Source organism: Paraglaciecola sp. G1-13, from assembly GCF_055809255.1.
In genome coordinates this window covers 1,657,669-1,680,949 of sequence record NZ_CM147903.1, presented here as the reverse complement: position 1 = coordinate 1,680,949, position 23,281 = coordinate 1,657,669, and the positions used below count along the sequence as shown (strand labels likewise).

19 protein-coding genes are annotated in these 23,281 nt (G+C 45.4%); 9 read left to right on the top strand and 10 right to left on the bottom strand.

Going from position 1 to position 23,281, the window contains the following annotated elements:
* Positions 1-49: 49 nt before the first annotated feature.
* Positions 50-2,128: a S9 family peptidase gene (locus AC0L6N_RS07100; RefSeq protein WP_473480105.1), complete on the top strand. Its 2,079-nt coding sequence runs from the start codon at positions 50-52 to the stop codon at positions 2,126-2,128.
* 117 nt (positions 2,129-2,245) lie between these two features.
* Here the strand turns inward: AC0L6N_RS07100 and AC0L6N_RS07095 are convergent, their stop codons facing one another.
* On the bottom strand, positions 2,246-2,785 hold the full coding sequence (locus tag AC0L6N_RS07095; RefSeq protein ID WP_473480103.1) for a DUF924 family protein: 540 nt from the start codon (positions 2,783-2,785) through the stop codon (positions 2,246-2,248).
* A 150-nt stretch (positions 2,786-2,935) separates the two neighbouring features.
* Here AC0L6N_RS07095 and AC0L6N_RS07090 point away from each other — a divergent pair, with 150 nt between their 5' ends.
* On the top strand, positions 2,936-4,102 hold the full coding sequence (locus AC0L6N_RS07090) for an aspartyl/asparaginyl beta-hydroxylase domain-containing protein (RefSeq protein ID WP_473480101.1): 1,167 nt from the start codon (positions 2,936-2,938) through the stop codon (positions 4,100-4,102).
* Between the two features lie 113 nt (positions 4,103-4,215).
* Here AC0L6N_RS07090 and AC0L6N_RS07085 read toward each other — a convergent pair whose 3' ends face one another.
* Positions 4,216-4,386 carry a hypothetical protein gene (locus AC0L6N_RS07085; protein WP_473480100.1) on the bottom strand — a complete coding sequence of 57 codons (171 nt, stop codon included), beginning with the start codon at positions 4,384-4,386 and terminating at the stop codon, positions 4,216-4,218.
* 292 nt (positions 4,387-4,678) lie between these two features.
* On the opposite strand from AC0L6N_RS07085, the gene AC0L6N_RS07080 reads away from it, so the two are divergent.
* On the top strand, positions 4,679-5,074 hold the full coding sequence (locus AC0L6N_RS07080) for a DUF3718 domain-containing protein (RefSeq protein ID WP_011574635.1): 396 nt from the start codon (positions 4,679-4,681) through the stop codon (positions 5,072-5,074).
* A gap of 228 nt (positions 5,075-5,302) precedes the next feature.
* Here AC0L6N_RS07080 and AC0L6N_RS07075 read toward each other — a convergent pair whose 3' ends face one another.
* From AC0L6N_RS07075 to AC0L6N_RS07060, 4 genes are read right to left on the bottom strand one after another with little or no spacing between them, the layout of a single operon-like run.
* Positions 5,303-6,277, bottom strand: coding sequence for an NADPH:quinone oxidoreductase family protein (locus AC0L6N_RS07075; protein ID WP_473480098.1), 975 nt, complete (start codon positions 6,275-6,277; stop codon positions 5,303-5,305).
* Between the two features lie 57 nt (positions 6,278-6,334).
* A complete protein-coding gene (locus AC0L6N_RS07070; protein ID WP_473480096.1) occupies positions 6,335-7,369 on the bottom strand; it encodes a phosphotransferase family protein in 1,035 nt (344 codons plus the stop codon).
* Between the two features lie 14 nt (positions 7,370-7,383).
* Positions 7,384-8,610, bottom strand: coding sequence for an acyl-CoA dehydrogenase family protein (locus tag AC0L6N_RS07065; protein WP_473480095.1), 1,227 nt, complete (start codon positions 8,608-8,610; stop codon positions 7,384-7,386).
* Between the two features lie 15 nt (positions 8,611-8,625).
* On the bottom strand, positions 8,626-9,303 hold the full coding sequence (locus AC0L6N_RS07060; RefSeq protein WP_011574631.1) for a histidine phosphatase family protein: 678 nt from the start codon (positions 9,301-9,303) through the stop codon (positions 8,626-8,628).
* A gap of 335 nt (positions 9,304-9,638) precedes the next feature.
* Here AC0L6N_RS07060 and AC0L6N_RS07055 point away from each other — a divergent pair, with 335 nt between their 5' ends.
* From AC0L6N_RS07055 to AC0L6N_RS07035, 5 genes are all read left to right on the top strand, one after another.
* Positions 9,639-12,227 carry a TonB-dependent receptor gene (locus tag AC0L6N_RS07055; RefSeq protein ID WP_473480094.1) on the top strand — a complete coding sequence of 863 codons (2,589 nt, stop codon included), beginning with the start codon at positions 9,639-9,641 and terminating at the stop codon, positions 12,225-12,227.
* Between the two features lie 130 nt (positions 12,228-12,357).
* The gene (pepE, locus tag AC0L6N_RS07050; protein WP_473480092.1) at positions 12,358-13,065 is read left to right on the top strand and encodes a dipeptidase PepE; all 708 of its coding nucleotides are present in this window, start codon (positions 12,358-12,360) and stop codon (positions 13,063-13,065) included.
* 104 nt (positions 13,066-13,169) lie between these two features.
* A complete protein-coding gene (locus AC0L6N_RS07045) occupies positions 13,170-14,174 on the top strand; it encodes an LLM class flavin-dependent oxidoreductase (RefSeq protein WP_473480090.1) in 1,005 nt (334 codons plus the stop codon).
* 133 nt (positions 14,175-14,307) lie between these two features.
* Positions 14,308-15,090, top strand: coding sequence for a substrate-binding periplasmic protein (locus AC0L6N_RS07040; RefSeq protein WP_473480088.1), 783 nt, complete (start codon positions 14,308-14,310; stop codon positions 15,088-15,090).
* Between the two features lie 306 nt (positions 15,091-15,396).
* Positions 15,397-16,794, top strand: a complete 1,398-nt coding sequence (locus AC0L6N_RS07035) for a PQQ-dependent sugar dehydrogenase (RefSeq protein ID WP_473480086.1) — start codon at positions 15,397-15,399, stop codon at positions 16,792-16,794.
* 15 nt (positions 16,795-16,809) lie between these two features.
* Here the strand turns inward: AC0L6N_RS07035 and AC0L6N_RS07030 are convergent, their stop codons facing one another.
* Positions 16,810-17,520, bottom strand: a complete 711-nt coding sequence (locus tag AC0L6N_RS07030; protein WP_011574625.1) for a winged helix-turn-helix transcriptional regulator — start codon at positions 17,518-17,520, stop codon at positions 16,810-16,812.
* Between the two features lie 161 nt (positions 17,521-17,681).
* Here AC0L6N_RS07030 and AC0L6N_RS07025 point away from each other — a divergent pair, with 161 nt between their 5' ends.
* Positions 17,682-19,103: an FAD-binding oxidoreductase gene (locus tag AC0L6N_RS07025; RefSeq protein WP_473480084.1), complete on the top strand. Its 1,422-nt coding sequence runs from the start codon at positions 17,682-17,684 to the stop codon at positions 19,101-19,103.
* A 526-nt stretch (positions 19,104-19,629) separates the two neighbouring features.
* Here the strand turns inward: AC0L6N_RS07025 and sucD are convergent.
* The 3 genes from sucD to odhB form a co-directional block, all read right to left on the bottom strand.
* On the bottom strand, positions 19,630-20,502 hold the full coding sequence (gene sucD, locus AC0L6N_RS07020; protein WP_011574622.1) for a succinate--CoA ligase subunit alpha: 873 nt from the start codon (positions 20,500-20,502) through the stop codon (positions 19,630-19,632).
* Positions 20,499-21,668 (bottom strand): ADP-forming succinate--CoA ligase subunit beta, encoded by a 1,170-nt coding sequence (sucC, locus tag AC0L6N_RS07015; RefSeq protein ID WP_011574621.1) that lies wholly within the window; start codon positions 21,666-21,668, stop codon positions 20,499-20,501. Before sucC ends, sucD begins: the two co-directional genes overlap by 4 nt.
* Before the next feature lie 123 nt (positions 21,669-21,791).
* Positions 21,792-23,276: a 2-oxoglutarate dehydrogenase complex dihydrolipoyllysine-residue succinyltransferase gene (gene odhB, locus AC0L6N_RS07010; protein WP_473480082.1), complete on the bottom strand. Its 1,485-nt coding sequence runs from the start codon at positions 23,274-23,276 to the stop codon at positions 21,792-21,794.
* Between the last annotated feature and the right edge of the window lie 5 nt (positions 23,277-23,281).

Genomic DNA, 23,281 nt, shown 5'->3' with positions numbered 1-23,281 from the left:
TTATTCAAAAATAAAAACCAATAAAACAAAAACAACAGGGAACATTTAAGTGAAATTAATCAAAAAATCGATCGCGCTGGCGATGCTGGTTGGCCCATTGGCCATAACGGCCAGTAACGCCTCGGCTCAGGCCACAGAAAATACCCTCAAACTACAAGATGTATTCACCTTAGAATATGCCTCAGGCCTGGATATTACCAAGGATGGTGAAACCGTTTATTTCGTGCGTAACTATATGGACATTCAAAACGATAAAAAACGTGGCAACATCTGGAAGGTCGATAAAAATAACGTAATGACTCCAGTGACCAATGGCTTACATGCTGATTTCAGCCCTACTTTGTCACCTGATGAAAGCAAGTTAGCTTATATCTCGACCGCAAGCGGCTCAGCGCAAATCCACATCAAATGGCTAAACACCGGGCAAACGGGCCAAATGACCCATCTAACGGGCTCTCCGTCTAATCTTAGCTGGTCACCCGACGGTAAAATGCTTGCCTTTAGTCAGTTTGTGAAAGGCACGCCTAAATCCCCCGTTAATTTGTCAGGCAAACCGGAGGGTGCCAAGTGGGCGGACTCGGCTATTTTTATTGACGATTTATTTTATCGGGCAGACGGTGCGGGTTATATCCCGGCAGGAAATAACCAAATTTTTGTACTCTCAGCGGATGGCGGCACCCCTCGGCAACTCACCCAAGGTGAGTTTAACCACGGGGGCAGTATCAGTTGGAGCAGCGATAGCAAAGCCATTGTTTTCTCGGCAAATCGGCACCCCGACAGTGATTTAGAGCTCACCGATGACAACGTATATAAGGTGGATGTAGCCAGTGGCGAGATGCTGCAGCTAACCGATCGTATTGGCCCAGATAACAACCCATTGGTCTCTCCTGACGGCAAATTGATTGCCTATTTGGGATACGATGAAAAGTACACCAACTACGAGAATACTCAGCTTTACATCATGGATGCTAATGGCGGCGTGAGTCGCTCCCTTACCTCTGAGTTCGACCGCTCGGTAGGCAGTATACAATGGGCAAGCGATAGCAAAGGCGTTTACCTAAGTTATGACGATAGCGGCGAAACCTATGTGGCTTACCAGCCCTTACAAGGTGACCGAAAGATTGTTGCTGATAAAGTTGGCGGCTTGGCGTTTGGGCGCCCTTACTCGGGCGGTGAGTTTGATGTAGCCAACAATGGCACCGTGGCGTTCACTTACTCAAACCCACAGCGCCCAGCTGACATTGCTATCAAAAAAGGTGACAAAACCACGTTACTCACCCAATTAAATGAAGATGCCCTCGCCCATAAAGACATAGCAAGCATCAAACCATTGAGCCTTAAGTCGTCTTTTGACGAATTACCTATTCAGGCATGGGTTGCTTACCCGCCGGGGTTTGAACAAGGCAAAAAAGAAGGCCAACGCTACCCGCTTATCTTAGAGATACACGGGGGGCCGGTCGCCAATTACGGGCCGCATTTTTCCACTGAAATTCAGCTAATGGCAGCGCAAGGTTATGTAGTGGTATACGCAAACCCACGAGGCAGTGATAGCTACGGAAAAGACTTCGCGCAAACTATCGATAAAAACTACCCAAGTCAGGATTACGATGATTTGATGTCCACCGTAGATGCCGTGATTGCTCAAGGCGCAATCGATGAGAAAAACTTATTTGTGACAGGTGGCTCAGGTGGCGGTACCTTGACTGCGTGGATAGTGGGTCACACCGAGCGTTTTACCGCAGCCGTTGTCGCTAAACCGGTAATAAACTGGTACAGCTTTGTATTAACGTCTGATTTTTACCCGTTTTTCTATAAGAATTGGTTTGGTAAAAAGCCTTGGGAAGCGCAAGACTTATACATGAAGCACTCGCCTATTAGTTACGTAGGCAACGTCACCACCCCCACTATGTTACTCACTGGTGAGTCAGATCACCGCACGCCGATTTCGGAAACAGAGCAGTATTATCAAGCGTTGAAATTACAGGGCGTTGAATCAGCAATGGTGCGTATACCGGGCGCATCACACGGAATTTACGCTAGGCCAAGTAACTTAATGGCAAAGGTCGGCTATATCCTTTGGTGGTTTGATGAGCATCGCACAGATAAAGACACATCTAAGAGCAAATAATAGCTGATTGAGCTTAGGTTATGATGCAATACAAGCAGGCTTGAATATCACGTTCGTGCCTGCTTTTTTATTTCTGTTAGTAATGCAGCCGCTCACGGTTTTATAAGTATCAATTGTTCAAAAACGTGAATTGGCTTGGGTTAAGAACTTGCGCTCTTCTTCGGTCGAATTGCGCTGCAAAATATCGTTCCTATGGGGATAACGACCAAATCGCTGAATAATCGCCATGTGCTTTAATTCAAAATCATAGGTATGTTGACTTGCTTTGTTTTCAAACAAAGGCTGTGCTTGCTGGTGAATCGTTAAGGATTCACTGTGCATAAACGGCATGTACATAAAATTACGCTGAGACTCACCCAGTTCATCATCCGCTTTCACGGCTAGTGCTTCTTGTGCTAATGCAAGTGCTAGCGGGTCATACATAAATGCCCGAGGCGTATCGCGGTAAATATTTCGCGAGAACTGATCTATCACGATGATTTCCGCCAAGCGCCCTAGCGCTGTGCTACGCCAATGATTCAGCTCGCATTGTATCGCTTGCTGATGCACGTCCAAAAATCGTTCCTTTAGTTCGGCATCAAAAGCAGCACTTTTTTGCCACCACTGGGATGGCGTAAGTTCATCAAACCAAAATTCAATAATGTCTTCGTAAGCCATCTTTTTATTTTCCAGTTAATTAATTAGTGGATACTTCATGGGCAAATTTGAAGCACTCAGAGGCAGTAGAAGGTGCTAAAAACAAAAACAGGAACTTGTTTTTTAGCCGCTAAGAAAGTAGCTTAACACGATAATAATAAGGAACACCTCATGAGCGACACATCTTCTAATGCGCTGCAACTGCAGTCTGCCATCGCACTTTTACAACAAGGTCAATTACAACAAGCTAGACATAGCTTTCAGCACTTATGCAACCAAGCACCAAATCTCACTCATGCGTGGTTTGGGTTGGCCTTTGCGTGCTCTCAGTTGGAAGATTTTGTCGCGTCTATTTCAGCGATCGAAAACGTGTTGGAAAAAGAGCCGAAAAACGTCAAGGCATTAATTTTCAAGGCAGACCAACTGGCGTATAACCAGCAAGAGCGAAGCGCCCTAGCATTCTATGAGGGAGCGCTGCAGTTAACAGAAGGTCAGCAAAACTTACCCGATGAAATTGTTCGCGGTTTGCAACGAGGTTTAGCACTTCGTGAAAAGCATGATAATCAATATTCTGATTACTTGCTCAAAGCGCTACAAAAAAAGGGGTATCAACGGGGTAAAACAAGTCGTCGCTTCGATGAGGCGCTAGATATTAGTTTTGGTAAAAAAGAAATATTCCTGCAACAACCCACACGGTTTTACTTTCCAGGTTTACCTCAAAGAGCATTCTTTGAACGTGATGAGTTCCCTTGGCTCGGTGAGTTAGAAGCAAAAACACCCGAAATAAAAGCAGAGTTAGAAGTAATGTTAGGAGGAAAAGAGCTGTTTTCCCCCTATCTAGATAGCGGCAGCAATGAGCCAAATTTTGTTAAACATCTTGATATTGTCGATAGTTTAAACTGGTCAGCGGCCTACTTATGGCATTATGGTAAGTTAGACGAATCAATCACTCGCCAGTGCCCAATAACTACGCAAGCGCTTAATTCTGCTCCCTTACCTTACATCGCGGGGCAAACCCCGGTGGCGCTGTTTTCCAAACTAAAAGCAGGTGTTAAAATACCACCCCACCATGGGTTATTGAACACTCGGTTGATATGTCATTTGCCCATTATTGTACCGAAAGATTGTGGTGGTTTACGGGTTGGAAACCAAACCCGAGAATGGGAGGAAGGTAAGGCCCTTATTTTTGATGACAGCATAGAGCACGAAGCATGGAATCATAGCAACGACGAGCGTGTGGTGTTGCTATTTGATATATGGCGACCAGAATTGACTGAAGATGAACGGCGCTTGATCACAGATATGTTAGTGGCTGTTGACGAGTACCCTGATTTATAACCCTAACCTGTGACCCTGCCAGCAACCAATCCATGCCCTAACGAATAATATGGCAGGTCATCCTAATCACGTCAGCTCGACATCAAGCGGGAAGCAAAGCTAAACGGCGTTGATTAGCTCGCTTTTCGTCTGAAAATTTTGCCAATGCCGAGCCAAAATACCCCTTCTAGCACAATGCCTAACACGAAAAAAGCCACCACTCCTGTCATACTCCCTGCGGAATAACACAGTAACGCAGCAAGAATGACGGCAATAGATAGTAACACCCTGTACATCACGTTCATGACCATCTCCTTGTTTCGTTTCTTTGAGTTGAACTAGTTAGCTATCACACTAAATAACGCTTTTTTCTTGATATAAATTAAAACAGCTGCACGTGCTCGGGACAAGCTTATAACTGCAACAAAGTGTGACTACCCTTTAAACGCCTAGCACGGGTTTTGTATTAGCCTGAGGTATAGAGCCTTATACCTTAGTATCACCTGGTAGATTTTTTAATCACGCTATATGGCGTTTAATAACCTCAACGAAACAAACAATCTTTAAAACCCATTAAATGGAACCGAGGAATTGACCATGTTGAAAATTGTTAAAACTTCTATCGCTATCGCTGCTACCTCTATTATCTTCGCTGCCCCTGCACAAGCGGACGTAGCCGAAGCATTACAAAATATATGCACTATCGTAAAAGCCGATGATAAAGGCGAGTTACGCAAGAAAATGAAACGCGTGCAGTCTGATTATCGCCTTAAGTTACAAGATTACTATTCTGGCATTAGCTGTGGAGGCAATAGCCTTATCCGCACCGCGATGCTAAATGATGCGGTTGAAACTGGCACCCTAATGGTTAAAAAAATGCCTAAAAGTGATTTAAGCTCTCCTGAAAAAGACGGCAAAACGGTTGTGGCCTGGGCATCAGAAAATGGCCTAACCGCCTCACCTATTGTTGCTGTTCTAAACGACCGCATCTAGTTATTGTATAACGCGATACTGTTTAGCGTGTTGGCGACCAATTTACTCAACGTGTTGGAACTGACGCAAGTAAAAAGACAATGATTAATTTTGTTGTTCAACACGCATCAAAAACGAAACGGGCCTCATTTGAGGCCCGTTTTTTTGTTTAACAAGTGTTTTCAGAATCCAGTCAGAGCAAGAGCTAGGACAAGAGTCGAGACGAGAGTCAAGACAAGAGTCAGAAAACTAAGGGTTAAGTGACATTTTGCCTTTTACTTCTCGGCCCATTACTTTATTCAATGCATCTTTGGCTTGTGCTAAAGGTAATGCTTCATCTACCACCACTTTCACTTTGCCTTGCACATACCAGGTTAATAACTCTTTCATATTTTGTGCGAAGTCTTGAGGTTGATGCTGAGTAAACGAACCCCAAAACACGCCAACAACGGAATAACCTTTCACCAATGATAAATTCACTGGAAATTCAGGAATAGTACCACCTGCAAAACCAACAACCAGTAATCGACCGTTCCAGGCCATAGAGCGTGAGCAGGCGTGGAATGTATCACCGCCAACACATTCGTATACCACATCGACGCCTTTGCCATTAGTGACGTCTTTGATTGCACTCTTTAAGTCAACTTCACTGTAATTGATGAGAATGTCAGCACCATTGGCTTTGGCCATGTCGAGCTTTTCTTGAGTCGAGCACACTGCTATGACTTTTGCGCCCATTTGTTTACCAATTTGCACGGCAGCAAGCCCAGTGCCACCAGCAGCACCTGTGACTAGCAAGGTTTCACCCGGCTGAATATTAGCTCGCTGCTTAAGGCCATGATGAGCTGTAGCGTGGGCTGTTACTAGACCTGCCGCTTCATCAAAGGAGATTTCGTCTGGCAGCGGCATGACATGTGTCGCAGCACAGGCAACTTTCTGGGCGTAACCGCCTAACATACACAAAGCGATGACGCGTTGGCCAACTTTAAGGTGTGGAACGCCTTCACCGATTTCGCTGATCACGCCTGCTACTTCGTTACCCGGTATAAACGGTACTTCAGGCTTCATTTGATATAGCCCTTGTACGATCAACCCATCAGGGAAGTTAACTCCGCAGGCTTTAATGTCGACGACGACTTGGCCTTTACCCGCTTTTGGGTCGGGTACGTCTTTGTATTCCAAGTCCTCTACTGGACCAAAAGCATTACATACGATGGCTTTCATGTTTGACTCCGTTATCTGTTAAAACGCCGCTTAATCGGCGGCGTATGTAGCTGTTATTTACTTAAGAATTTTTAAGGCGTATTGCGCTAAAGGTTGCACAAGCTTGCCTACTTGCAGCGCTTGTTTATTCGACGCATTGCCGTCAACCGCTCGCTTAGCCACGCCTTGGGCGATAGCCCCTAGTCTGAAAAAGCTGAATGCCAAATAAAAATTCCAGTTCTCTATCCCATCAATACCTACCAGTTTGCAGTATTGTGCAACGTATTCCTCTTCACTTGGAATACCCAGTGCGGCTCTGTCGACATCACCCAGCCCGGTCGCTTTACCTACGTTATCTGGTAGGCGTAATTGCATACACTGGTAAGCTAAATCGGCATAGGGATGACCCAAAGTCGATAACTCCCAATCCAGCACAGCAATAATGTCTGTTGAATCTTTGGCGAACATCAAATTGTCCATACGATAATCACCGTGTACTAACGAGACTTTGCCATCATCAGCTGGAATGTTGGTTTCTAACCAGCTTATGAGTTGATCCATTTCAGGAATTTCGTGGGTTTCAGATAAACGGTATTGCTTGGTCCAGCGACTTATTTGGCGCTCAAAGTAATTACCCGGCTTTCCATAGTCCCCAAGGCCGACGTCATCCACATTGACACTGTGCATGGTCGCCATGACCGTGACCATATTCTGGTACATGGTGCTGCGGGTTTGTTTATCGGCCATTTCAGGTAACGAACTGTCCCAATAGACGTTGCCGTCCATAAACTCCATGACATAAAACATACTGCCAATAACATCAACGTCTTCACAAAGATGATAAACCTTGGCCACTGGGACATCAGTGTTTTCCAATGCTTTAATAACACGATATTCACGGTCAACCGCATGGGCCGACTTCAACAACTTACCCGGCGGTTGGCGACGTAACACATAGGTTGCGTTAGCAGTTTGCAATTTAAAAGTAGGGTTTGACTGCCCACCTGCAAATTTAGTGGCCTTTACAGGGCCACTAAAACCGGCAATATGTTGCGCTAAATAGGTGGCTAATTTTGCTTCATCTAATTGCTCTACAGCGCTTTGCTTACTCATGGGTCACACTCCAATTATGCGTTGTGATCTTTAATTAAATTGCGTCCCAGCTGCATCATGTGCACTTGATCTGGGCCATCAGCTAAGCGAATTGTGCGCGCGTACGCGTAGCTAGCTGACAAGATAAAGTCTTGGCTGGTACCCGCTGCACCGTGCATCTGTATTGACTGATCAATCACATTACACGCCATAGAAGGGGCGACTATTTTAATCGCCGCGATGATATCTCGTGCGACCTTGTTGCCATAACGATCCATCTTGTCAGCCGCTTTTAGCGTTAGCAACCTCGCTTGTTCAATCTCGCAATGCATTTTAGCAATGCTTTCACGTACCGATTGTTGCTTGCTCAATGGCTGACCAAAGGCAACCCTCGACTCTACTCGCTCGCAGGCCAAATCAAGCGCACGCTGTGCACACCCAATCAAGCGCATGCAATGATGAATTCGGCCTGGCCCCAAACGACCTTGCGCGATTTCAAACCCTCTACCTTCCCCCATCAATAAACTGGAAGCAGGCACGCGTACGTCTTCAAACAATACTTCAGCGTGACCTACCGGCTCATCATAGAATCCCATTGCGCTCAACGGGCGTAAAACGGTTACACCTTTCGTATCGATAGGCACCAATACTTGTGACTGCTGTTCATGACGGGCGGCATTGGGGTCCGTTTTACCCATTACCACTAAAATTTTACAGTCTTCATTCATGGCACCACTGGTATACCATTTACGTCCATTGATGACGTACTCATCACCGTCACGCACAATGGATGTTTCAATATTGGTGGCATCAGACGAAGCTACTGCAGGCTCGGTCATCGCAAAACCAGAGCGCACTTTGCCTTCAAGAAGAGGCTCTAACCAGCGTTTTTTATCTTCTTGTGAGCCATAACGGGCAAGCACTTCCATATTGCCTGTATCAGGCGCGCTGCAGTTGAATACCTCTGAACTGAACATGACTCGCCCCATGATTTCACATAAAGGAGCGTACTCAAGGTTGTTTAAACCGGCACCATAGGGCAAATACTCTTCGGGTAAAAATAGATTCCACAAGCCTGCTGCTTTGGCTTTTTCCTTTAACTCTTCAATCAAAGGCAAGGTTTTCCAGCGAGTTTCTGGATTAGCAGAAGCAGCCTGAACATCTGCAAGATATTGCTTTTCGTTAGGGTAAATGTGCTCGTCCATAAAGGCTTCTAAACGGGCGATAAGATCTTGTGTTTTTTCTGAGTAATCGAAATTCATAGTATTTTATTCCATTTAACTAAACGTGACGGCACCAACACGCTCGGGTATATCAAGGTGAGGTACATTATTGAAGCTGCTTAACCGCACGGTGTCGCGATTAAAAAAGAAATGACTGTAACTGGCGTTGCGCACTTGCATGTTCAGCTCGATAACATGCTTCGCCTCAAGCTCAAGAACAATACTCATTAGCATAGAGATAGCCCCACCCGAGCTCACCAGTAGGACAGGTTTATCGTGACTTTTTTGCCCTAATACATCGAGTACATCAAATACACGTTGGCGAAATTGCACCCAAGTTTCATTGAGCATACTAGGATCGAGCTGCTCAGCAGACCAAGCGCCCATGGCTTTTTTCAGCAACCGATAAAACTCTGCTGGAGGAGCGCCTTTTTGCACCGCATCATTTGGGTGCTGGGCTAAATAAGCGGCTGCGATATTTTGAAAATCGAACTCATTTAACCCCGTATGTGTCGAAGTCTCAATTTCGGTGCGTAAACCCTTACAGATACCGGCCGCCGTTTCTTGATGACGGACCATCTCACCTAACCAAAGCTGACCGAACGTCATATTCCGTTGGGCGAAATACTCACCTAACCAAACTGACTGCTGATGACCTAACTCGCTAAGTTTGTCGTAATTGGCAGCACCAAAAGACGCCTGACCGTGTCGCACGATATAAAACTCTGACATTTAACCACCTCAATATGAAACTGAAATGATAGTAGAGACAAAGCTATTATTAGTTTAATTGATTCTTTTAATGGTTTTGTATTGATTTACTTTATGCTGAATCCCTATCGCAGCAACGGTGCGGCGTACAATCCAACTGGTTGATATGAGGGGTTTAGATCCGCCTTTAACATTTTACTAACGTATTATTTACTTTAGTGTTAAAAACTTGCACTCTTATGCTCATCTGACTAGTTGCTGCCCAGGCAATGTGTTGGATATCGTCGCTCCTCACAGCAAAAATTCGAATAATAAGCCGTGAGGGCTCAGAGCTAACACATTGAGAGAAGTATAAAATGCCCATTTTACCTAATCGCTTAAAACGTACCCCCGCCGCCTCATTTATTGGTTTAGCACTTGCGCTAAACGCAGGGCTCTCTATCGCCCAAGACGTCGCTCCAGACGACAAAGGTCTCGAGACCATTACCGTCACTGCGCAAAAACGCGCGCAAAATCTGCAAGAAGTCCCCGTTTCTGTTACCGCTTTCAACGGCGAAGCAATGGCAGAGGCGGTTATCAAAGATATGTATGACTTGCAAACAAACGTACCCGGTCTAGGGGCCTTTCAAAGCCAAAGTGCGACAAATTCTAGTTTCTCCATTCGTGGTGTTGGCACCTCTTCGCAAAACTTCGGTTTGGAATCCTCGGTTGGCTTATACGTTGATGGAGTTTATCGCGCTCGTCAAAATTCCATGATCAACAACTTAGTTGATGTCGCTGCTGTAGAAGTATTGCGAGGCCCTCAAGGTACATTATTTGGTAAAAACACTCCTTCCGGTGCGATTTTGTTATCCACAGTAGCCCCTAACCACGGCGGCGGTGATGGATTTGTTGAAGCCACTGTGGGTAATTACGGACTAGTGAATTTGTCGGGTGCTGTGTCTCTATCCGCGATAGAAGACGTTTTAGCCTTTCGCGTGACAGGTTTTTCAAGTGATCGTGACGGTACCATAGATGATGTAAATTTTGGTGAAGATGTACTCAATGACAGAAACCGTTTTGGTGGTCGCTTACAAGCACTGTATACCCCAAGCGAAGATGTGTCTCTTCGCGTGATTGCTGACTATGCAGAAATAGACGAAATTTGCTGTGGCGCCCCAGTGCAGCTAAGCAACTTTCAAGCAAATGAAATTCCAGGAAAGTTTGGCACCGATGCAGCGATAGACCAATTAGGCGGAACACGCTTTGAAGGTGGAGAGGCCTTTTTTGATAGAGAAGTAGCCGTTTCATTTTTACCTGTAGCGACCATGAAAGACCGCGGGCTTTCTGCTGAACTCGATTGGGAATTAGACGAAAATTACACTTTTGTATCAATTTCGGCGATACGCGCGTTTGACTCCTACGACAATATTGACAGTGATTTCACGGACGCAGATTTATTTGGTACTTTGAACGACTCTGAGCAAAGCTCTTTTTCTCAGGAATTTCGCCTAGATTATACCAGCGAAGATTTGAACTTTATTTTAGGCGCTTATTATTTTACTCAAGACTTAGACCTAAACTATAGCCTTTACACTGACAACATATTCGAAGGCTTCGCGCTGAGCGTGTTGGGCCAAACAGTTGATGGGTTAACCGGTGCTCCTGGCACGTTTGACGCGTTATTAGGTGGTATTGATGGCCTTGCCTCCGCAGGGTTAATTGCCCCAAGAGCGGCTGCAGCTCCTGCTGGTACAGGCTTTGATCACATGGCCGAGCAGGAACATAAAAGCTATGCCATTTTTGGGCAATTTGATTACAAACTCACTGACGAATTCACCCTAACCGCAGGATTACGTTTCACCAAAGAGAAAAAAGACTTACTCACCGTTTTCACTGAAGTCGGGCCAGGCATCAATGGTTTGGCTGACAACACTCCTGTGGATTTAGTATCGGCGTTAACCGTTGCCGGCGGTATTGCCGCGGGGGCAATTGATTTGACCACGGCAGAAGGCCAAGCCACATTGGGCACATTCCAAGGTTTCAGTGAAGCAGGTTGGGCATTTCCACTGTTAGGAGATACCACTCGCCCGCGCAGCAATATTGAAGAAAGTTTAAGTGACGACCAAATCAGTGGTACGTTGAAACTGAGCTACCAACCTAACGCCGACACGTTATTGTATGCCTCATACGGTAACGGCTATAAATCAGGCGGTACTAATACCGATCGGATCGCGGCCAGCTTTAACCCAATCTTTGACGCCGAAACGTCTCAGTCCTTTGAAGTGGGGATCAAGAAAGATTTCCGCGAGCAAAATTTGCGGGTAAATGCCGCTGCCCATTACACCACGGTTGATGACTTTCAAGCGAACACCTTTACAGGAAATGGTTTCAACTTACAAAACGCCGGTGACTATGAAATATCAGGCATGGAGTTAGAAGCAACGTGGATCCCCATGGACACCGTGGAAGTGAACTTCGGTTATGCGTTAGTAAATGCTGAATATAAAACCTTCGAAGCTGGCAACTGCTGGACGGCTTATTCATGGCATACAGGTATTGACGACCCAGGTCGTGTTAATCCAACTGATGGATTTTGTGACCGCTCGGGAGACCGCCCTGGAGGCGAGCCTGAAAACTACGCGGTGTTAAGTGTCAAGAAAGACTTTGAATTGAGTGATAGCATTTATGCCTATATTCAAGGTGAATACAGTTACACCGGTGATGTGATACTAGATGGCAGTAACGATCCGTACGCGGTCCAAGATTCCTACAATATATTGAACTTACGTTTGTTCATGAACTTCACTGAATACGATATGGACGTGATTTTGTGGGGCCGTAATATATTGGATGAAGAGTACATTAACCGCACCAACTTCAACACACCATTGCAAGAGGGTAAGTTAAACGCCTATATGGCTGAGCCTGCCACTTATGGGATTACGGTGAAAAAACGTTTTTAATTTAGAAACTTAAATAAAACCGGCACCTGAGAAATAGTTGTATTTCATCAAGTAGCCGGTTTTTTATTGCCTGAAATTTGTTGGTTGAATTGATATCATTTTGGTTCAACGCGCATACCTAGGAACACTTTTGAATTTATTAATGTTAAGCAGCTCACGTGCAGGTGATGAAGAATATTTAACCCATGCCAGTCAAATGATTGCTCGGCATTTAGCTCGGTGTGAGCGTATCGTGTTTATTCCCTACGCTGGCGTCACCATTGATTGGCCGAACTACACCCAAAAAGTACAAGCCGCTTTGCCAAAGCTCAATATTGTTGGCATCGAGTCTTTTGATGACCCCGTGACTGCCATAGCTCAGGCCGATGCTGTTATGGTGGGAGGCGGCAACACATTTCATTTATTAAACCAGCTTTATGTAAAAGGCCTCATAAACCCTATTCGTGAACGAGCGAAAAACGGTATGCCCTATGTTGGCTGGAGCGCGGGCTCAAATATTTGTGGGAATTCAATTCGCACGACCAATGACATGCCAATAGTCTACCCCCCTTCGTTTGAGGCACTTAATTTAGTACCTTTTCAACTTAACCCTCATTACAGCGATTATCAACCGCCTGACCACAACGGTGAAACACGCGCCCAGCGAATAGCCGAGTTTTGTGTTTTAAACCCATCGATGCCGGTGTTGGGTATTAAAGAAGGCACGGCATTAGTTCGACAAGGTGACACGTTGACGCTACAAGGACCTCACAATGGGGTTGTGTTTAAAGGTGAGCACCAAAGCGTGATCCAGCCTTTGCAAGATTGTTCTTCGTATTTAGTCGTGGGCGCTGAATAGATAAGCATAGATAAATCAAATAGTGACAATTCACAACTGGCGCTTGTTTTCGTTTAATAACATCCCCACCTGTCACTGATTAGCCGGCCTTTAGGACAAGTAATATGACAGGTACCACTGCGTTTTCAATTTTAGATTTAGCCCCCATTGTGCAAGGGCAAAACATTTCTCAGACACTCGAAAACAGTCGTCAGATGGCGATGCAAGCAGAGCAATTGGGTTACAACCGAGTTTGGTTAGCAGAGCATCATGGTATGCGCGGTGTCGGCAGTTCAGCTACTTCGGTGGTGCTTGGTCACATTGGCGCTGCCACCCGCAAGATTCGGATAGGATCCGGTGGCGTCATGTTACCTAACCATTCCCCGCTTATCATTGCCGAACAATTTGGTACCTTGGCTGCACTTTTCCCTGACAGGGTTGACTTAGGCTTGGGACGTGCCCCTGGCACGGACATGGCAACAGCAAGAGCGTTAAGACGTAATATGCAAGCTAGTGTGGAAGACTACCCTAATGATATTCGCGCCCTGCAAGCTTATTTAGGAACACCAAGTGCTGAGCAAGCGATCCTCGCTATTCCAGGTTGTGACAGTCACGTGCCACTGTGGTTACTTGGTTCGAGTTTATACAGTGCCCAATTAGCAGCACAATTTGGTTTGCCTTATTCATTTGCGTCCCATTTCGCACCAGATGCTTTATTTGATGCATTGAATATATATCGCGGCCAGTTCAAACCGTCAGTGCAATTAGATCAGCCTTACACGATGGCAGGTGTGATGGCTGTTATTGCTGACACAGATGAGGAAGCACAATACTTATATACCTCATTACAACAACAATTCGCTAATTTGCGCCGAGGGGCCAACAAGCCATTCGCAAGTCCAGTTGATGACATCACTGCCGTGTGCAGCCCGGCGGAACTGTCAATGATTGCTCACACATTACAGTATGCCATTGTTGGCTCTGCCGAGACTGCACATTCCCAATTAGCACGATTCATTGAGAACACTAGGGTAGATGAGGTGATTTTTTCCTTTCCCATACATGATCAAAACGCTCGTTTGCACAGTATGAAATTGTTAGCAGAGAGTCAAAATATGGCGAAAGCCTAGTAAATTAGGCTAACTTTGCCCTGTTTTCAGGATTAATAGATGACTTTGTGTGAAATTGCTCTAAAAATAGGTTCAACCAATATGATTTAGACAACCCACCACAAATCGGCTTTATTAACGCGAAAGGTAGATAATGAATTTTCGAGGCGCGCTAACAATAAACACAAGGTGGATGACGCTTGTTTTCTTCCTTTTGTCTGTTAATGCGTTGGCTGGACCGAAAACGAACATTATCGAGGTAGCCGTGGGCTGGTCAAAACCACCCTATGTTAACTCGGCGGATAACAGTGGGTTTGAGCTTGATCTCGCTCGCCACGTTTTTACTAAGATGGGTTATATCTTTAAACCAATTTATGTCCCCTATGGACGTAGCCTCAGCATGTTAAAAAACCAGAACGTTCAGGCTGTGCTTACAGTCAGTGAAAAAGCGGATGTAACCGGTGTCTCTTTAAGTGATGTCTACATCGAATACCAAAATGTGGCGGTGACACTACAGGCCAGAGATATTAAGTTAAAACAGCCGAAAGATTTACATCAGTATGTCATGTCAGCTTATCAAACCGCTTCTAAGAATCTCGGCGAAGAGTTTACACTTGCCGCCCACAAAGCTCCTCTTTACGTTGAACTGCCGGACCAGCAGAAGCAAGTCGCGATGCTGTTAAATGGCAATGTGTCGGTGGTGATCATGGACGTAAACATTTTTACTCACCTGCAGGCCCTGCTAGAGCCCAGTCATCAACTGACCCCGGTGACTGTGCATAACCTTTTTGCGCCAAATCGTTACAGAGTGGGTTTCTCAAACCAGCAGCTTAGAGATAGATTCAACCAAGCGTTACTCGAAGTACAAGAATCTGAGGCATTTGAAGAACTTGTGCAAAAGTACAGCATGTACCGAGATGATGCCAAATTGAACTAAGCTACGCCTATTCTTTCACCACTGATTAACCTGCGCCTCAACGTCCAGTAGGGTAATTTCCCCTTAGCATTCCAGCGCGTAAAACGGCTATACAAAATGCAAATTTTACTTAACTTAATTCGTTAGGCAGATTCACGCTATTAACGTATACAGGCGTAATGACGCCAAAACATAAACGTTTGCGATGAATTTTTTCGTTAACAATAAGCGGCAAAAAAATTGCTTCATGTGTACTATCGTGTCCATTCTATATCATCAACTATACGGCGCTAGATTCATCTAGTTTAGTGAACTTCAGGAGATTTCATGTACCCTCTACGTACTTTTTTTGGCCCCTCTTTATCTAACTTTAAACACTTTATACCTGCCATTGGGAGCACAGTGCTGATCGTTTCACTCATTGGCTTAAGCGGTTGCAGCGAAAGCTCTAAAATAGACCCTGCTGTGACCTTTGGCGAAGAGCCCACTTTGGTTGAACCTAACAGCACACTTATCCCTAATGTGAGCATTGCCAGTGCTGTAGGCTGGCCTGAGGGCGAGAAACCTACGACCCCTTTGGATTCAATCCAAGTGAATCGCTTCGCAATGGATTTAGATCATCCAAGATGGCTTTACACTTTGCCAAACGGTGATGTTTTGGTGGCTGAGAGTAACAAGCCGCAGAAAGACCAAGACGATAGCGGAATTAAGGACTGGATTGCCGGCAAAATTATGGCAGAGGCTGGTGCGGGCACTCCAAGTGCAGATCGTATCACTTTATTAAGAGACGCTGATAAGGACGGTGTGGCGGAAACGAAAACCCGATTCTTGCAAAACCTTCACTCTCCCTTTGGCATGACACTCATCGGCAATACCTTGTATGTTGCCAATACGGATGCCGTGGTGAGTTTTCCTTATCAGCAAGGCCAAACTGAGATCACAGCCGCAGGTACAGAGTTAATAAAACTGCCTGGGGGGGAACTCAATCATCATTGGACCAAAAACCTTATCGCCAATAAGGACGGCACTAAACTTTATGCCTCGATTGGCTCCAACAGTAATATTGCAGAAAATGGATTTGAAGCCGAAATTGGCCGGGCCGCAATTTGGGAGATCGACATTGCAACAGGTGAGCATCGTGTTTTCGCTTCTGGATTACGCAACCCCGTAGGCATGACTTGGGTCGAGGATACGTTATGGACAGCAGTTAATGAGCGAGATGAGTTGGGCAACGATTTAGTACCTGATTATATGACGTCAGTTCAAGAAAACGGGTTTTACGGTTGGCCCTATAGTTACTACGGGCAAACTATTGATACCCGAGTAGAGCAGCGAGAGCCTGAGTTAGTAGCGCGCGCCATTAAACCCGATTATGCATTAGGCGCTCACACCGCATCGCTAGGGTTAATGTACTCTCGAGGTGGGCATGCACTAAACGATGTAAGCGAAGGCATGTTCATCGGCCAGCATGGCTCTTGGAACCGTGAACCTAAAGCTGGTTATAAAGTCATTTTTGTACCTTTTAAAAATCAACAACCTGCGGGGAAACCTATTGATATTCTGACAGGATTTTTAAACCAAGAAGATGAAGCCCGTGGCCGCCCCGTCGGGGTTGAGTTTGATAAGAGCGGCAATTTATTAGTGGCAGATGATGTAGGCAATATAATATGGCGGGTATCACCTAGTGATAGCAATGTTACTCATAATCTAAGTTCTAGCGAGTAAGATAGGACCCTGCACTTACTCAGACACGAGTAAGTGCCCTTCGCGTTTTTTGATATGCGCAAGCGTGCTACAACCTAGCCAATACTCGGCAATTTCGGTGTATTTTTTAGGTCCTCTGAATTTCAATGTGTGGTCTTTGACTGCAGCGGAAAAATCCTCCCAGCCCATCCAAATTTTGGTAAGTTCGCGCGCAGCCACTTCAATGTTTACATCTACATTAAACCCTCTGTCCACGTAACATAAATCCACTTGCCCATTTTCGAATATCAACCAATACTCGCTTTTATTCTCAGGCATGTCAGTCAGCAAAAAATGGGCAATAAAAAGGTTAGGCAAATCCTCATGTATTCTCACATTACGTCGAATGTCCCACATCAAGAAACTTCCATCAATATTATCCAATGATGGCTCGGTTTCTAACCACTCCTGCCCCCAGCTAGCCATTGAGAAAACCACTGACTCAAGGGCTTTACCTGATTCAGTCAACACATAATCAACTTGTCCTGTTGCCTGCTTTTCTTGGCGCGTTATCAAGCCAATATTGACCAGCTCTTTCAAGCGGTTCGATAGCAATGTGCGCGACATTCGCGGCACTCCTCGGCTTATGTCATTAAAGTTTGTTGAACCAAACAGTAACTCTCTAAAGATCAATAATGTCCATTTATTGCATAGAAAAGCTGCAGACATTGCTAGTGGGCAATACTGCCCATAGGGGGTTGTATTCACAGTGGTATTCCTCAGTGAAAGGTCAATTTAGCATACGCCCTAAACGTGTATTTAGCACCCTAGCCAGTAAACAACTTGTACCCCCTAGTGCAAAATGTTCACTAGACTGCATTTTTGCTAACGCCTACCCTTGGTTAGAAATCAACCAAAGGAGTGACGATATGAACATTCGTATTATGGGCCTTGATGGCCAAAAAAAGGATATAAATACACAACAGTTTGAACAGTACACTTCCTCTATTCGCGGTGAGGTGTTACTACCTCACACTGCCAGTTACGCAGAGGCTCGTGCACTATGGAACGGCATGATAGACATCTGCCCCGCCCTCATCGTCCGCTGCAGTGGAACCGCAGATGTGGTAACAACAATACAATTCGCTCGAAAGAATGAACTGTTAATCTCATTGAAAGGCGGTGGCCACAATATTGCGGGCAGCGCGTTATGTGATGGCGGCCTAACGATAGACATGAGCTGTATGAAAGGCATCTCCGTTGATCCTACGGCGCGCATAGCAAGAGTGCAAAGCGGCGTTTGCTTGGGAGATATTGATCACGAGACTCAACGCTTCGGTCTGGCAGTCCCGACTGGTATTAATTCAACAACGGGGATTGCAGGTCTGGCGTTGGGTGGCGGATATGGTTGGTTAAGCCGTGCTTTTGGGCATACCGTTGATAATATTATTAGCGTTGATCTAGTTGATGCTCAGGGCGATTTTCTGCATGTATCAGAGCAGGAAAACAGCGAACTATTTTGGGCTATACGTGGCGGCAGCGGTAATTTTGGGGTAGTTACACAATTTGAATTGAAATTGCATCCTGTTGGACCGATGGTATTTGGCGGCCCGGTTGTATTTCCTCTTACCGAAGCGAAATCAATTCTACGCACATATCGCGACATCGCCAAATCAATGCCGGATGAAGCAAGTTGCTGGCCTGTCATGCGCAAAGCACCGCCCTTTCCCTTTCTAGCCCCCGAACATCACGGTGAGCCCGTCATTATTCTGCCGATGATATACGTGGGAGATATAGCAAAAGGTGAAGAGGCACTCGCCCCACTTCGCAATGTTGCAAAGCCTTTAGCAGATGCGGTTGGCCCAGTCCCTTATACTGCATGGCAAGCAGCATTCGATCCACTGCTTGCACCAGGTGCGCGAAATTATTGGAAATCTAGCGACTTTACCGAAATGACTGACGAGCTTATCGATACGTTAGTCAACGCAGCCGAACAGTTACCATCAGATGAATGTGAAATTTTTATGGCTCAGCTAGGCGGCGCTGCATCTCGAGTGGCGCCTGATGCTATGGCCTTTCCCCATCGCTCAACAGCGTACACGGTAAATATTCATGGGCGTTGGCAAACCGCTGGTGGGGACGACGCAGGTAAAGCCTGGGTTAGAGAACTGTTTAATCAACTTGAGACGTTCTCAACGGGCAGCGTATACGTTAATTTTGTGCCCGAATATGACGAAGAGCGCTCAATTGGTCCTTATGGTGCTAACAGGCCAAAATTAGAAGAAATTAAAAGTCGTGTTGATAAACTAAACTTGTTTCGCAGTAATATTAACATTCAGCCCAGAGCCTAAATAGACCGCTAACGCTTTCAAAAGCGCTGCATGCACGTATCTGTCTAAGTATGTGCGGCGCCTCGCGATGTTCTTCCTTTCAAAACAACACTATATACCTCGCGTTATGGGCTATATTCATATTGCTAAACACAGGGACAAAGAGTCTACCTATATGCTTATTTAGATTTTCGGACTCGGTATTTTTGACCGAAGTCTCCTTACCAGCGAATAGTACGAAGCAAATGATAGGAGCAATAAGATAGCCCTGCCCTACAAGGGGGCTATTGAAAGAGATATCTCTGAAAAGTTCTCGGCATTCATTGTAACAACCACTGCTGATGGCTGCACAAAGTGCTGGGTTAGCATAAAGTGAAGTCATTAGCAGAAGAAACGGTCTGATGGTTTTGTTCATCACTCGATTGATAATTCCTTTTTACACATTATTATTGGCGTAAGTCTGCTGCTGTTGAGTATCCTATTCTAGCGAGTTTTAGTCATAAAAAAACCCGCTACAAAAGCGGGTTTTTAATAATACTAAGCAAGCTTACCAACCGGTAATTTCGCGAAGACCTTGACCAATGTCAGCAAGTGAGCGAACAGTCTTAACGCCTGCATCTTCAAGTGCTTTAAATTTGTCGTCAGCAGTACCTTTACCACCAGAGATAATCGCACCAGCATGACCCATGCGCTTACCAGCAGGAGCAGTTACACCAGCAATGTAAGAAACAACAGGTTTAGTGATGTTAGCTTTGATGAATGCAGCTGCTTCTTCTTCAGCCGTTCCGCCGATTTCACCAATCATTACGATTGCTTCAGTCTTAGGATCGTCTTGGAACATCTGTAGGATGTCAATGAAGTTAGAGCCTGGGATAGGGTCGCCACCGATACCAACACACGTAGACTGGCCGAAACCTTCATCTGTTGTTTGCTTAACAGCTTCATACGTCAACGTACCAGAGCGAGAAACGATACCGACTTTACCTGGCTTGTGAATGTGACCAGGCATGATGCCAATCTTACATTCGCCTGGGGTGATAACACCTGGGCAGTTAGGACCGATCATACGCACGCCTTTACGATTTACGTATTCTTTAACGTAAAGCATATCTAGCGTAGGGATACCTTCAGTGATACAAACGATCAATTCGATACCTGCATCTGCAGCTTCGACGATAGAGTCTTTACAGAAAGGCGCTGGTACATAGATAACAGTCGCAGTAGCGCCTGTTTCTTGAACCGCTTCACGTACCGTATTGAAAACAGGCAAACCAAGATGAGTTGTGCCGCCTTTACCAGGCGTAACACCACCGACCATTTGCGTACCGTATTCGATAGCTTGTTCTGAGTGGAAAGTACCTTGTCCACCAGTGAAACCTTGACAGATTACCTTGGTGTTTTTGTCGATTAGTACGCTCATGCAGCACCTCCGGCAGCTTTAACAACTTGTTTCGCAGCATCCGTTAAGCTAGAAGCGGCGATGATATCTAAACCTGAGTTAGCCAATACATCACGGCCAAGCTCTGCGTTTGTACCTTCTAAACGTACAACAACAGGAATGGTTACACCCACTTCTTTAACTGCACCGATAATACCTTCAGCGATCATGTCACAACGCACGATACCACCGAAAATGTTAACCAAAACGGCTGCAACATTTGAATCAGAAAGGATGATTTTGAATGCTTCAGCAACACGCTCTTTGGTTGCACCGCCGCCAACATCTAGGAAGTTAGCTGGTGAGCCACCGTGCAAGTTAACGATGTCCATAGTGCCCATTGCTAGGCCTGCACCATTAACCATACAACCGATGTTGCCATCAAGTGCTACGTAGTTAAGTTCCCACTTAGCCGCTTGTGCTTCACGTGCATCTTCCTGTGAAGGATCGTGCATTTCTTGAAGCTTAGGCTGACGATATGCAGCGTTGCTGTCCATCGCTACTTTCGCGTCAAGACAATGAAGGTTACCGTCGTCTTTAATAACAAGCGGGTTTACTTCGATTAGTGCAATGTCTTTTTCTTCGAACAATTTAGCCAAACCCATGAAGATTTGAGTAAACTGTTTGATTTGAACGCCTTTAAGACCAAGTTTAAACGCGATTTCGCGAGCTTGGTAAGGTTGAGCGCCTACTAGAGGATCGATCTCAGCCTTAAGAATTTTTTCAGGTGTTTCTTCAGCAACGGTCTCAATTTCAACACCACCTTCGGTAGATGCCATGAAAACTACGCGACGAGAAGCACGGTCAACAACTGCACCTAGGTACAATTCTTGAGCAATATCTGTACAGCTTTCAACCAAGATTTTGCTTACTGGTTGCCCAGCTTCATCTGTCTGATAAGTCACCAAATTTTGACCAAGCCATTTTTGAGCAAATGCCTTGATTTCATCTTTGTTTTTAACAAGCTTAACGCCACCTGCTTTACCGCGACCACCAGCGTGAACCTGACATTTCACAACCCATTCAGTACCGCCAATACGATCTGCAGCTTCAACTGCCGCCTGCGGAGTTTCCGCAGCATATCCTTCAGATACAGGTAAACCGTATTCAGCGAATAATTGTTTACCCTGATATTCATGCAAATTCATGGTTTTCTATCCGTTTTGTTTAAGAAAAAAGCCGCGCTTGGCAGCTTGATTTTGTTAGCCGATATTATAGAAACAACAACGGCAAGAAACGAGTAAATCAATGATTTACTCGCTTAGATCCTATTAAACATCCAGTAGCAGACGCGTTGGATCTTCTAACATTTCCTTGATCGTAACTAAGAAACCAACAGACTCTTTACCGTCGATGATTCTATGATCATAAGAAAGTGCTAAATACATCATAGGCAAAATTTCTACTTTGCCATTCACCGCCATAGGACGATCTTGGATTTTATGCATTCCCAAGATAGCGCTCTGTGGTGGGTTAATAATAGGGGTTGAAAGCAATGATCCAAACACACCACCGTTAGTGATAGTGAAGTTACCACCTTGCATATCAGCCATTGACAATTTACCGTCACGCCCTTTAAGTGCAAGTGCTTTGATGCCACCTTCGATACCAGCCATACCCAGTGTATCGCAATCGCGCAATACAGGTGTAACCAAACCGCGAGGAGTAGACACTGCAATCGATACATCGAAGTAGTTATGGTAACAAATATCATCACCGTCAAGAGACGCATTCACTTCTGGGAAGCGTTTGAGCGCTTCTGTTACTGCTTTAACGTAGAAAGACATGAAACCTAAACGAATACCGTGACGTTTCTCGAACGACTCTTGATATTGCTTACGTAATTCCATGATAGGCTTCATATTAACTTCGTTGAACGTTGTCAACATAGCCGTAGAGTTTTTCGCTTCAAGCAAACGACTCGCGATTGTCTTACGAAGACGTGTCATAGGTACACGTTTTTCAGAACGCTCACCGCCTAGTGAAGGCGTCGCCGGTGCGTCAGCTTTTGCTGGTGCTGCAGTTTTGGCAGGAGCAGACAATGATTTCTCAACGTCTTCTTTGGTCACACGACCGCCTTTACCCGTACCTTTGATGCTCGCAGCATCAATGCCTTTTTCGGCCAATAAACGGCGTACTGAAGGGCTTAGGGCGTCATTGTCTGAACCGCCTGTATCACTACTAGCGGCAGGAGCTTCAGCTTTAGCGGGCGCAGCGCCTGCAGCAAAATTAGCAATCACTTGCTCACCCATTACCGTTTCGCCTTCTTGAGCGAGAATGTCACTCAAGGTGCCATCGGCTGGAGCAACCACTTCTAAAACCACTTTATCGGTTTCAATATCAACCAAGTTTTGGTCACGAGAGACCGATTCGCCTGGTTGAACATGCCATGTTGCTACGGTTGCATCTGCCACTGATTCGGGCAGAACAGGTACTTTAATCTCCACTGACTCACCTTTATTACTGGATGTTTTCTCTGCTGCTGGTGCACTTTGCTCTTTTGCTTGAGATGCGCCAGCCCCTTCTTCAAATTTTGCGATGATCTGCTCGCCTAGTACTGTTGCACCTTCTTCATCTAGGATGTCGCTTAATACGCCATCTGCAGGAGCAACCACTTCAAGTACCACTTTATCGGTTTCGATATCGACCAAGTTTTGATCGCGAGTAACCTGTTCACCTACCTTCACATGCCAAGTGGCAATTGATGCATCGGCCACAGATTCTGGCAATACCGGTACTTTAATATCTATTGACATACTGG

Excerpts from the sequence above, each read along its gene's own strand:
- AC0L6N_RS07035 (WP_473480086.1), top strand. The coding sequence starts at position 15,397 with ATGTACCCTCTACGTACTTTTTTTGGCCCCTCTTTATCTAACTTTAAA.
- AC0L6N_RS07090 (WP_473480101.1), top strand. The coding sequence starts at position 2,936 with ATGAGCGACACATCTTCTAATGCGCTGCAACTGCAGTCTGCCATCGCA.
- AC0L6N_RS07060 (WP_011574631.1), bottom strand. The coding sequence starts at position 9,303 with ATGTCAGAGTTTTATATCGTGCGACACGGTCAGGCGTCTTTTGGTGCT.
- AC0L6N_RS07095 (WP_473480103.1), bottom strand. The coding sequence starts at position 2,785 with ATGGCTTACGAAGACATTATTGAATTTTGGTTTGATGAACTTACGCCA.
- AC0L6N_RS07075 (WP_473480098.1), bottom strand. The coding sequence starts at position 6,277 with ATGAAAGCCATCGTATGTAATGCTTTTGGTCCAGTAGAGGACTTGGAA.
- sucD (WP_011574622.1), bottom strand. The coding sequence starts at position 20,502 with ATGAGCGTACTAATCGACAAAAACACCAAGGTAATCTGTCAAGGTTTC.
- AC0L6N_RS07040 (WP_473480088.1), top strand. The coding sequence starts at position 14,308 with ATGAATTTTCGAGGCGCGCTAACAATAAACACAAGGTGGATGACGCTT.
- odhB (WP_473480082.1), bottom strand. The coding sequence starts at position 23,276 with ATGTCAATAGATATTAAAGTACCGGTATTGCCAGAATCTGTGGCCGAT.
- AC0L6N_RS07065 (WP_473480095.1), bottom strand. The coding sequence starts at position 8,610 with ATGAATTTCGATTACTCAGAAAAAACACAAGATCTTATCGCCCGTTTA.
- AC0L6N_RS07055 (WP_473480094.1), top strand. The coding sequence starts at position 9,639 with ATGCCCATTTTACCTAATCGCTTAAAACGTACCCCCGCCGCCTCATTT.
- AC0L6N_RS07045 (WP_473480090.1), top strand. The coding sequence starts at position 13,170 with ATGACAGGTACCACTGCGTTTTCAATTTTAGATTTAGCCCCCATTGTG.
- AC0L6N_RS07080 (WP_011574635.1), top strand. The coding sequence starts at position 4,679 with ATGTTGAAAATTGTTAAAACTTCTATCGCTATCGCTGCTACCTCTATT.
- AC0L6N_RS07085 (WP_473480100.1), bottom strand. The coding sequence starts at position 4,386 with ATGAACGTGATGTACAGGGTGTTACTATCTATTGCCGTCATTCTTGCT.
- sucC (WP_011574621.1), bottom strand. The coding sequence starts at position 21,668 with ATGAATTTGCATGAATATCAGGGTAAACAATTATTCGCTGAATACGGT.
- AC0L6N_RS07070 (WP_473480096.1), bottom strand. The coding sequence starts at position 7,369 with ATGAGTAAGCAAAGCGCTGTAGAGCAATTAGATGAAGCAAAATTAGCC.
- AC0L6N_RS07025 (WP_473480084.1), top strand. The coding sequence starts at position 17,682 with ATGAACATTCGTATTATGGGCCTTGATGGCCAAAAAAAGGATATAAAT.